This window comes from Streptomyces sp. NPDC097981 (assembly GCF_040302565.1).
In the GTDB taxonomy this organism is placed as follows: domain Bacteria; phylum Actinomycetota; class Actinomycetes; order Streptomycetales; family Streptomycetaceae; genus Streptomyces.
In genome coordinates, this window is record NZ_JBEORW010000042.1 from 36,273 (window position 1) to 46,875 (window position 10,603).

The following is a 10,603-nucleotide window of genomic DNA, read 5'->3' on the forward strand; positions in this document are numbered from 1 at the left end:
TTCAGCCCGGCGGGCGCTCGAATCGGCGCTGCAGCTGCCTGCGCTCGCCCCGGCGGATGCGCGGGAGCATCTCCGGGGTCGTCGCGGAGCGCTGCGCGCGTCTCTTGCGTCCGGCGCAGAAGATACAGGCCTCACCGGGCGGCGCGTCCGGATCGATGGGCGCGCCGGGGTGCTCGGAGCAGCCGGAGGCGCCCCGCGGCCGGGACAGTTCGCGGGCGACGATGAACGCCCGGTGGAGATCGTCCGCGATCCGTACGAACTCTTCCGGGGGGGAGGAGAAGCCCAGGTGGAAGCGGCGGTCCTCGACGGTGCGGAGGTGGTCGCGCAGGGCCTGGAGGGTGTACGGGGGGTCTGGTACGGGATAGCCCAGCCGGCGCTGTCCCCCGGCGGGCGGGGCGGCGGCGGCCGCGCGGGCGCCGCGGACGCCCTGGGCGCGCAGGCCGAGGCGGCGCCGGTCGTTGCAGATCAGGCAGCGGCCCCAGCCGTCGGGCGCCTCCGGGTCGAGGGCGCCGTTGGGGTGCTCGGGACAGCCGGTGTAGCTCTTGGCGGGGGCGAGCCCTGCGGCGGTCTGGAAGGCGGTGTAGAGGGCGTCGGCGACGGCCTCGTACTCCGCGGGGTGGGCGCCGTCGTACAGCTCCCGCAGATGGTCGCCGAGACTGCCCAGGGCAGCCTGCAGCTCCTTGAGGGCGTACGGCCGCCCGGTCGGGACGGAGTACCCCCTGCTGTTGCCGTGCTGCTCTGCCGGGCTCATGCCGTACAGCGTCCCACGCGGGACCGACAACCGGGGAATGCCGGTGCCCGCGGGCGGCATGCGAGGCCGGTCGGCGCCGCCACCGGTGTGCCGGACCCGTGGCCGGCACCGGGAGCCCGGCCGGGGCACCGGGGCGGCGATCCCACGCGCACCGGCGCCGCGATGGCGCCCGTGGCGGCGGGCCCGGGCACGCCGACGGCCGGGCCCTCCGGGGAGGGTCCGGCCGTCGGGTGTACGTACACCGCGTACAGCTGTGGGGGCTGGGCGCCGCAGGCTAGAAGGCGGCCTCGTCGAGCTCCATCAGGGTGTTGTCGACGGACTCGGCCAGCGCACGGGCGACCGAGACGTTCGGCAGGATCTGCGAGGCGAAGAACTTCGCGGCCGCGATCTTGCCGGTGTAGAAGGGGACGTCCTTCGCGGAAGCCGTCGCGAGCTTCTCGGAGGCCACGGCCGCGCCCTTGAGCAGCAGGTATCCGACGACCACGTCACCGGACGCCATCAGCAGGCGGGTGGTGTTCTGGCCGACCTTGTAGATGTTCTTGACGTCCTCGCCGGTAGCGGTGAGGTCGACGATCATCTGGCCGACTATGGCCTCCAGGTCGACGGCGGCCTTGGCGAGCGCGTCGCGGGCGCCGGCCAGCTCCTCGCCGCCGACGGCCTCGGCCAGGAACTTCTTGATCGTCTCGGAGAGGACGTTCAGCGAGGCACCCTGGTCGCGGACGATCTTCCGGAAGAAGAAGTCCTGGCCCTGGATCGCCGTGGTGCCCTCGTAGAGGGTGTCGATCTTGGCGTCCCGGATGTACTGCTCGATCGGGTATTCCTGCAGGTAGCCGGAGCCGCCGAAGGTCTGCAGCGACTGGGCGAGCTGCTCGTACGAACGCTCCGAGCCGTAGCCCTTGACGATCGGCAGGAGCAGGTCGTTCAGGCCGATCTCGGCGGAGGCGTCCTCGCCCGCGGCCTGCTTGAGCTGGATCGCGTCCTGGACGGAGGCGGTGTACAGGACCAGGGCGCGCATGCCCTCGGCGTACGCCTTCTGCGTCATCAGCGAACGGCGCACGTCGGGGTGGTGCGTGATGGTGACCTTGGGCGCGGTCTTGTCCATGAAGTTCGCGAGGTCCGAACCCTGCACGCGCTCCTTGGCGTACTCCAGGGCGTTCAGGTAACCGGTCGAGAGCGTCGCGATGGCCTTCGTGCCGACCATCATGCGGGCGAACTCGATGATCATGAACATCTGGCGGATGCCGTCGTGCTTGTCGCCGATCAGCCAGCCCTTGGCGGGGTGCTGGTCGCCGAAGGTCATCTCGCACGTGTTGGAGGCCTTGAGGCCCATCTTGTGCTCGACGTTCGTCGCGTAGACGCCGTTGCGCTCGCCGAGCTCGCCGGTCTCCCAGTCGAAGTGGAACTTCGGGACGAGGAAGAGGGACAGGCCCTTGGTGCCCGGGCCGTGGCCCTCGGGGCGGGCGAGGACGTAGTGGAGGATGTTCTCCTCCATGTCGTGCTCACCGGACGTGATGAAGCGCTTGACGCCCTCGATGTGCCAGGAGCCGTCCTCCTGCTGCACGGCCTTGGTGCGGCCGGCGCCCACGTCCGAGCCGGCGTCCGGCTCGGTGAGGACCATGGTGGAGCCCCAGCGCTTCTCGACCGCGATCTGCGCGACCTTCTTCTGCGCCTCGTTGCCCTCTTCGAAGAGGATGCCGGCGAACGCCGGGCCGGAGGAGTACATCCAGATGGCCGGGTTCGAGCCGAGCAGCAGCTCCGCGTAGGCCCAGATCAGAGAGCGGGGCGAGGTGGTGCCGCCGATCTCCTCGGGCAGGCCGAGCCGCCAGTACTCGGAGTCCATGAAGGCTTCGTAGCTCTTCTTGAAGGACGCCGGGACCGGCGCGGTGTTGGTGGCCGGGTCGAAGACCGGCGGGTTGCGGTCGGCGTCCGCGAAGGAGTCGGCCAGCTCGTTCTCGGCGAGGCGGGTCAGCTCGGACAGGATGCTCTTGGCGGTCTCGGCGTCCATCTCACCGAACGGGCCGGTGCCGTACAGCTTGTCGCGACCGAGCACCTCGAAGAGGTTGAACTCGATGTCTCGGAGATTCGACTTGTAGTGCCCCATGGCGACGGCTCCGTTAAGGCTCGGGAAGACAGGTTCCTCGTACATACCAATCGGTAACAACATGATGCTACCCGCCAGTAATAAGGGCAACCCTTCGGTCCCGACTGTGACCAGGGTCAAAGCTCGCACCAGACGGTCTTGTTGCAAGAGCAGTTACAGCAACGGCACGGGTGGCGACTGCGTCGAGGTGGCCGACGGGCTCACCGGGGTCGTCCCCGTGCGGGACTCCACGGTTCAGGACGGGCCGGTCCTCCTGCTGTCGGCCACGGCATGGGCCCCTTTCGTCGAGGCCCTCAAGACCGGCTGACCGGAACTCGACGCCTCGGGCCCGCCGGGCCTCGGTAGGCTGTCGGCCATGTACGGCTATGACCAGAACCCGGGTGCCCAGCAGCAGTATGCGCAGCAGCCCCCGCAGGGCTACGCGCAGCAGACGCCGCCGCTGTACCCCGAGCCGTCCCCGCCCTCCCTCGCGGACGCCGTACGGGCCTTCACCACCGGCTCGCTGTCCGCCGAGGACTTCCAGCAGATCTTCGCCACGTCGAAGGTCTACTGCCCGCGCGGCGAGACCCCGGGCTTCCTGGCGCTGCACAACACGCAGCAGCCGGTGATCCCCATGTTCACCACGCTCAAGGAGCTCCGCCGGTACGCCGGCAAGGAGTCCAAGTACTTCGTGATCACCGGCGCGGAGGTGATCGACCTGCTGCCGACCGGGTACGGCTTCGTCCTCGACATGGAGGGCGACCACCGGATGGTCTTCGACGCGAAGGCCGTCGAGCAGATGGTCGACTTCGCGATGCGCCGCATGTACGGCTAGCCGGCACGGCACGGCGCGGGCGGGCAGTGCGGGGGACCGGCGGATCCCCCGCCCTTCACGGTGTAGGCGTGAGCAGTACCGGCAGGGCCGTGACCTCGACCGCGGCGTCGGGGCCGACCGGCGAGGTCGTGTCGTCGAGGTGGCGCACCGCGGTCACGCCCCGGGGCGCCTTCAGGCGGGACGTGCCGGTGGGGTTCCAGACGATCGCCAGCTCGGCGCCGTCGCGGTCGAACCGGCACTGCCAGACCCCGTCCGGCAGCCCGGCGGCGACACCGTTGCCGCAGGAGTGGATCCGGGTGCCGTGCACCCAGCGGCGCAGTTCCTCCACGTACAGGGCGGCGCGGGTCGGCGGCTGCCCGTCGGGCTGCATCACGATGGGGATCTTGCTTCCGCCCCAGTTGTAGAAGTACATGCGCTGGTAGCGCGCGTACAGGCCGACGAGGAAGAAGCGGACGGCGTTCGCCGAGGCCACCGGCTCGTCGAGGGGCTTCTGGAGCGGGATGTCGTACGTGGTGCCCGTGCTCCACAGCTTGGGGTGCGAGCCGCCCCGGTGGAAGGCGCGGTCGATCTCGCCGACCAGGCCGAGCATCTGCTCGGGCGGGTCCGAAGCGGTGCGCTGGTACAGCTTGACCCCCGCGACGTCGCACGAGTCGTACCCGCGCAGCTCGGAGAACCGCTCCAGGGCGCGCATGCCCTCGGCCTCCCAGAGACGGCCCATGGACGGGCAGACGACGGTGGCGTCCGGGTCGACGGCGTCGAGGACGGCCTTGGCGCCGCGGGTCATCTCGACCAGGGTCTCCAGGCTCCCGCTGAAGTAGCGGGTGTCGTTGCCCATCACCCAGAGCTCGTACGCGTCGATCCGGCCCCGGTAGCGGCTCGCCACCGCCGAGACGAAGGCCGTCCAGTCGGCGAGGTCGTCGGGCGGGCTGGTGCGCGATCCGTCGTCGTACGCCGTGTGCGGACCGTTCGGGCTCGCCCAGTCGGGAGTGCCGCCCATGGTGAAGACCACGGGCAGGCCGGCCTGGTTCGCGGCGGTGACGAGCCGGTCGAGGATCGACCAGTCGTACACGCCGCGCCGGGGCTGGATGTTCGACCACCGGGTGCGGCTGTCCCAGAGGCGGACCGTGTCGATCTGGAAGGTGGGCATGGCGCCGGTCGAGGAGTTGAGCGTCATGCCGAAGATGCCGTTCGGCACGGGGGTCGGGGCCTGGGTCCAGGGCGTGGCCGCGGTGGTGGCGGCCGCGGCGGCCGGGCCCGGTGCGGTGGAGTGCGTGGAGCCGCTCAGCGAGACGACGCACAGCAGGATGAAGGCGAGCGAGGCGACGGCCGCGCGGGCGCCGCCGGCCGCGGCCGGGCGGGGTGCGCCGGGTGCCGGGGCGGGGGCCGTGTCACCCGACGCTGCCGCTGCGGGCACCGCCGCGGCAGGGGGTGGGGCTGCGGGCGCGAGGGGCTCTTCCTGCCCTGCGGCCGCATCGGGATCCGGAATCGAAGCTGCCGCCCAAAGGCGGTACAGGTCGGACAGCTCGCGGGTATTCGCGCCGCATAATCGGGCGATTCGCTCCGCCGTGCCGAACTCGACGGGAACGATGATTCCCCGGCAATAGCGATGCACCGAGGAACGGCTCATATGCGCTTTGCGGGCGAGCGCTTCGTAGCTGTAGCCGCGCCGGTCTTTCAGTGTGGTGAGCAGATCTGCGAATTGCTGCCGGGCTCTGGCCGCTGCGGCCGGTCCCGGGTATTTCGGTGGCGTATGCCCTTCGGGCAAGTCGCTCATGAAAGATCCCCCTCAGTGCCGGACGCCCGTCCCAGGACCCGGCATCTCCGCAGGTCGGGATGGGTGAACCATCCCAGCGTCCCAGCTTAGTCCACGCCGTTGCGGGGCGGCCCGAGCTTTTTGCAGGCTGTGTCGCAGCGGGGGTCGGAAGTCGCCCCGGAACAAACGGTTACATCGGAGGAATGTGAGACATGTCTGTGCGTAATATGCGCCGCTCGGTGAAAGCCGCTCTGGTCGCTGCGGTCGCTTTCACGGGTCTTTCCGTCGTGGCCGCCCAGCCTGCTGCGGCGGCCGGTGAGGGAACCACGGGCAGGGACTGTTCCTGGTTCTGCGGAAAACTGACGAACAATACGTCCCGGGGTCTCTGGGCCACATTGGAATGGGGTACCAGCGACGCTGAGCGCTGGGGTGCGAGGGAATGGGTCCCGGCCGGCACGTCCATGGGCGGCAACGCCAGCCGGATCGACGTCGACGGCGTGCTGATCCCCGGTGGGTGCACGGCGTACGGGGTGGTCCTCGGCGGGGCCTACCAGTACCCCGTGGCGTGGGGCGGCGGCTGGCACAAGATCTCGGGCAACGAGGCCGCCGTGCTCGCCGGCATCTCCTGCTGACCTCGGCGGACGGCAAGCGGAAACCGGCACGCGGCAAACGACACACGGCCGGGGAGATGCAGCCGCCCGGCACCACGTGGCAGGAGAACCTCTCCCCCATGAACTCGATCAAGCTGAGCCCCAGCTAGTCCTGGTGGTGGACGGTGTCTGAAGCCCGGGGGAATTCCCCCCGGGCTGCTTCTGTTCTGCCGGGTGTGGCAGAAAGTTCGAGTTTCAACTAAACTCGACGCAGAAGGAGGTTCCGACCATGCCTGCAGTGACTGTGGAGAACCCGTTGACGCTCCCCCGCGTCGCCGAGCCCGCCCAGGAGACCGCCGCCCGCAAGGTGCTGGCCGTCACGACCGCACCCGGTGGGTTCGAGGGCGAGGGGTTCCCGGTGCGCCGCGCGTTCGCCGGGATCAACTACCAGTACCTCGACCCGTTCATCATGATGGACCAGATGGGCGAGGTGGAGTACGCGCCGGGCGAGCCCAAGGGCACCCCCTGGCACCCCCACCGCGGCTTCGAGACCGTCACGTACCTGATCGACGGCACCTTCGTCCACCAGGACAGCAACGGCGGCGGCGGAATCATCAACGGCGGCGACACCCAGTGGATGACCGCCGGCTCCGGCCTCCTGCACATCGAGGCCCCGCCGGAGTCCCTCGTCGTGTCCGGCGGGCTCTTCCACGGCCTCCAGCTGTGGGTGAACCTCCCCGCCTCGGACAAGATGATGCCCCCGCGCTACCAGGACATCGGCGGCGGCCAGGTCCAGCTGCTGTCCACCCCCGACGGCGGCGCCCTGCTCCGCGTCATCGCCGGTGACCTGGACGGCCACGCCGGCCCCGGCATCACCCACACCCCGATCACGATGATCCACGCGACCGTCACCCCGGGCGCGCAGATCACCCTCCCCTGGCGCGAGGACTTCAACGCCCTCGCGTACGTCATGGCCGGCCGCGGCAGCGTCGGTACGGACCGCCGGCCCGTGCACACCGGCCAGACGGCGGTCTTCGGCGAGGGCGGCTCGATCACGGTGCGGGCGGACGAGTCCCAGGACTCGAACACCCCGGACCTGGAGGTCATCCTCCTCGGCGGGCGCCCGATCCGGGAGCCGATGGCGCACTACGGGCCGTTCGTCATGAACAGCCGACAGGAGCTCCAGCAGGCCTTCGACGACTTCCAGGCGGGCCGGCTGGGGACCATCCCCACCACCGCCCGGGAGCGCACGAAGTCGGCGGAGCAGCACTCCTGACGTAGCGGCACCGCCGGTGGCGCAAGGCCTCCCCGGGCCGTGCCCGGGAGGCCCGCCAGGCCGGACACGCCCGTCGGGGCTGAAGCCGGGCATCGAGAGCGAGGCGGCGACCCGCAGCACCTCGGCCGGCGGCTGCGTACGGTCCGGAGCACCCGCCCGTCCTCGCCCGTGATCCGCAGCCGGTCCCCGGCAAGGGTGTCCTCGGCCACCGCGAGGTTGACGATGCCGTTGACCTCGTTCCAGTCCACCGGGTGAAACCGCGACCGTACGGCGACCTCCGGCAGGACCGCGGGCTCGGCGGGCAGGCCGAGGAGCCGGGCGGCCCCGCCGTCGGGAGCGACCGTTCGGAGGTGTTGTCCCAGCACCACAGGCCTGCCGCGATGGCGGCCAGGACGTCCTCGGTGCGCCCCCGGTCACCTTTACGGGTCATCCCATCGGCGTGCCTGTTCGCGGAGGCCGCAGGGCACGCCAGCACGGCCGCCTGCCCGGACGGTAACCTTGTGAGGGTTGAATCCACCCTGGTATCGCGAAGAACTGGATGACTGATGCATCGGTACAGGTCCCACACCTGCGGCGAGCTCCGCGCCTCTGACGTCAACACCGACGTCCGGCTGAGCGGCTGGCTGCACAACCGTCGAGACCTGGGCGGCATCCTCTTCATCGATCTGCGCGACCACTACGGCATCACGCAGCTCGTCGCCCGCCCCGGCACCCCGGCCGCCGAGGTCCTGGACAAGCTCTCCAAGGAGACCGTCGTCCGCGTCGACGGCAAGGTCGTCTCCCGCGGCGCCGAGAACATCAACCCCGAGCTGCCCACCGGCGAGATCGAGATCGAGGCCGCCCAGGTCGAGGTGCTCGGCGCGGCCGCCCCGCTGCCCTTCACGATCAACACCGACGACGGTGTGAACGAGGAGCGGCGCCTGGAGTACCGCTTCCTCGACCTGCGCCGCGAGCGCATGCACCGCAACATCATGCTGCGCTCGGCCGTCATCGCCTCCATCCGCTCCAAGATGGTGGCGCTCGGCTTCAACGAGATGGCGACCCCGATCCTCACCGCGACCTCCCCCGAGGGCGCCCGTGACTTCGTCGTCCCGTCCCGCCTGAACCCGGGCAAGTTCTACGCGCTGCCGCAGGCCCCGCAGCAGTTCAAGCAGCTGCTGATGATCTCGGGCTTCGACCGCTACTTCCAGATCGCGCCGTGCTTCCGCGACGAGGACGCCCGTGCCGACCGCTCGCCGGGCGAGTTCTACCAGCTCGACGTCGAGATGTCCTTCGTCGAGCAGGAGGACGTCTTCCAGCCGATCGAGCGCCTGATGACCGAGCTCTTCACCGAGTTCGGCAACGGCCGCGAGGTCACCTCGCCGTTCCCGCGGATCCCGTTCCGCGAGTCGATGCTGAAGTACGGCAACGACAAGCCCGACCTGCGCGCCAAGCTGGAGCTCGTCGACATCACCGACGTCTTCGAGGGCTCGGAGTTCAAGGCGTTCGCCGGCAAGCACGTGCGTGCGCTGGCCGTCCCGGACACCGCCGCGCAGCCGCGCAAGTTCTTCGACGGCCTCGGCGAGTACGCGATCTCGCTGGGCGCCAAGGGCCTGGCGTGGGTCCGCGTGGGCGAGGACGGTTCGCTGACGGGCCCGATCGCCAAGTTCCTCACCGAGGAGAACATCAAGGTCCTCACCGAGCGCCTGGGCCTGCTCCCCGGCCACGCCGTGTTCTTCGGCGCCGGCGAGTTCGAAGAGGTCTCCAAGATCATGGGCCCGGTCCGGGTCGAGGCCGCCAAGCGCGCCGGCCAGTTCGAGGAGAACGTCTTCCGGTTCTGCTGGATCGTCGACTTCCCGATGTACGAGAAGGACGAGGAGACCGGCAGGATCGACTTCTCGCACAACCCCTTCTCCATGCCGCAGGGCGGCATGAAGGACCTGGAGGAGAAGGACCCGCTCGACATCCTGGCCTGGCAGTACGACATCGTCTGCAACGGCATCGAGCTGTCCTCCGGCGCCATCCGCAACCACGAGCCCGAGGTCATGCTGAAGGCCTTCGAGATCGCCGGTTACGAGGCCGAGACCGTCGAGCGCGAGTTCGCCGGCATGCTGCGCGCGTTCCGCCTCGGCGCCCCGCCGCACGGCGGCATCGCCCCGGGCGTGGACCGCATCGTGATGCTGCTCGCGGACGAGCCGAACATCCGCGAGACCATCGCGTTCCCGCTGAACGGCAACGCGCAGGACCTGATGATGGGCGCGCCCACGGTCCTGGAGGAGTCCCGCCTGCGCGAGCTGAACATCGCGCTGCGCAAGCCGGTGGAGGCGAAGCCCGTGGACGCGAAGCCGATCGCCGAGGCCGTCCACCCGGACGCCTCGCGGTAATCCGTAGGCTGCCGTACGAGCACGAGGAAGGGCCCGGGATCGTGATCCCGGGCCCTTCCGGCGTTCCTGCGGTGCTGCGGGTCAGAACCGTTCGAGGAGGCCCTTGAGGAGCGCGGCGGAGGCCAGCTCGGTGGGGGCGGGGCCGGCGTGGAAGAAGCCGGCGTTCACGGCGTCCAGCTTGCGCAGGAAGTCGAAGGCCTTGGCGTCGTGGTCGCCGAAGGCGACGAACTGCCAGTGCACGTCGGGCGCGGTGGCGGCCGCGTCGGCGAGGGCCTGCTTCGCGGGCTGACGGTTGTCGGGGGCGCCGTCGGTCTGGAACACCACGAGGGCGGGGCCTTCGCCGCCGTCCTTCTGGTACCGCTCGACGACGGCCTCCACGGCCACGTGGTAGCTGGTGCGGCCCATGCGGCCGAGCTCGGCGTGACGGGCCTCGACCCAGGAGCCGTCGTGGGCGTCGAGGGTCAGGTCGGCGGTGCCGTCCACGTCCGTGGAGAAGAACACGGTGTGCACGGTCGCCTCGTCGTCGAGGTGCGCGGCGAGGGCGAGGGCGTGGTCCGCGAGGTGCTGGGCGCTGCCGTCCTTGTAGAACGGCCGCATCGATCCGGACCGGTCCAGGACCAGGTACACCTTGGCCCGCGCCCCGGCCTTGTCCTTGCCCCGGAGCACCTGCCCGGCGGCCTTGTAGGCCCCGGCCACCTCGGGAGCCCGCCGCTTCACGTCGGCCAGCACACGCGCCGGCCCGTCGCTCACACCGACGCCCTCGGGCTCCGGCTCGTCGGCCTCTGCCTCTGCCTCGGCGGCCACGGTCTCGGCCACCACCTCGGCCGCGGGCTCCGGCTCGGTGGCGGTTTCCTCCGGCTCCGGCTCGGCCTCGGCGGTCTCGGCCTCGGCCACCGGCTCGGCGGCGGCTTCTTCCGGCTCCGGCTCGGCCTCAGCAACGGCCGCGGTCTCGGCC

The 10,603-nt window shown here is 70.5% G+C and carries 9 protein-coding genes and 1 pseudogene; 5 read left to right on the forward strand and 5 right to left on the reverse strand.

Annotated elements, in window-relative coordinates; genetic code table 11:
* Position 1: 1 nt before the first annotated feature.
* Complete coding sequence (locus ABTY04_RS31500; protein ID WP_352216838.1) at positions 2-751, reverse strand: hypothetical protein; 750 nt, start codon at positions 749-751, stop codon at positions 2-4.
* A gap of 274 nt (positions 752-1,025) precedes the next feature.
* On the reverse strand, positions 1,026-2,852 hold the full coding sequence (locus ABTY04_RS31505; protein WP_352216881.1) for an acyl-CoA dehydrogenase: 1,827 nt from the start codon (positions 2,850-2,852) through the stop codon (positions 1,026-1,028).
* A 106-nt stretch (positions 2,853-2,958) separates the two neighbouring features.
* Here ABTY04_RS31505 and ABTY04_RS31510 point away from each other — a divergent pair, with 106 nt between their 5' ends.
* Together ABTY04_RS31510 and ABTY04_RS31515 are read left to right on the forward strand one after the other, a co-directional pair.
* Complete coding sequence (locus tag ABTY04_RS31510; RefSeq protein WP_352216839.1) at positions 2,959-3,159, forward strand: DUF397 domain-containing protein; 201 nt, start codon at positions 2,959-2,961, stop codon at positions 3,157-3,159.
* 48 nt (positions 3,160-3,207) lie between these two features.
* Positions 3,208-3,666: an SseB family protein gene (locus tag ABTY04_RS31515; protein ID WP_328926694.1), complete on the forward strand. Its 459-nt coding sequence runs from the start codon at positions 3,208-3,210 to the stop codon at positions 3,664-3,666.
* A gap of 55 nt (positions 3,667-3,721) precedes the next feature.
* Here ABTY04_RS31515 and ABTY04_RS31520 read toward each other — a convergent pair whose 3' ends face one another.
* Positions 3,722-5,440, reverse strand: coding sequence for a helix-turn-helix domain-containing protein (locus ABTY04_RS31520; protein WP_502996754.1), 1,719 nt, complete (start codon positions 5,438-5,440; stop codon positions 3,722-3,724).
* Positions 5,441-5,631: 191 nt separating this feature from the next.
* On the opposite strand from ABTY04_RS31520, the gene ABTY04_RS31525 reads away from it, so the two are divergent.
* Together ABTY04_RS31525 and ABTY04_RS31530 are read left to right on the forward strand one after the other, a co-directional pair.
* Positions 5,632-6,051: a hypothetical protein gene (locus ABTY04_RS31525; RefSeq protein ID WP_352216840.1), complete on the forward strand. Its 420-nt coding sequence runs from the start codon at positions 5,632-5,634 to the stop codon at positions 6,049-6,051.
* 247 nt (positions 6,052-6,298) lie between these two features.
* A complete protein-coding gene (locus ABTY04_RS31530; RefSeq protein WP_352216841.1) occupies positions 6,299-7,285 on the forward strand; it encodes a pirin family protein in 987 nt (328 codons plus the stop codon).
* Positions 7,286-7,413: 128 nt separating this feature from the next.
* On the opposite strand, the pseudogene ABTY04_RS31535 reads toward ABTY04_RS31530, so the two are convergent.
* A pseudogene (locus tag ABTY04_RS31535) lies at positions 7,414-7,715 on the reverse strand (phosphatase); the annotation flags it as partial.
* Positions 7,716-7,830: 115 nt separating this feature from the next.
* Here ABTY04_RS31535 and aspS point away from each other — a divergent pair.
* A complete protein-coding gene (gene aspS, locus ABTY04_RS31540) occupies positions 7,831-9,648 on the forward strand; it encodes an aspartate--tRNA ligase (RefSeq protein WP_352216842.1) in 1,818 nt (605 codons plus the stop codon).
* An 81-nt stretch (positions 9,649-9,729) separates the two neighbouring features.
* Here aspS and ABTY04_RS31545 read toward each other — a convergent pair.
* Positions 9,730-10,603, reverse strand: an 874-nt coding sequence (locus ABTY04_RS31545; RefSeq protein WP_352216843.1) for a VWA domain-containing protein, incomplete at its 5' end; no start/stop codon positions are given.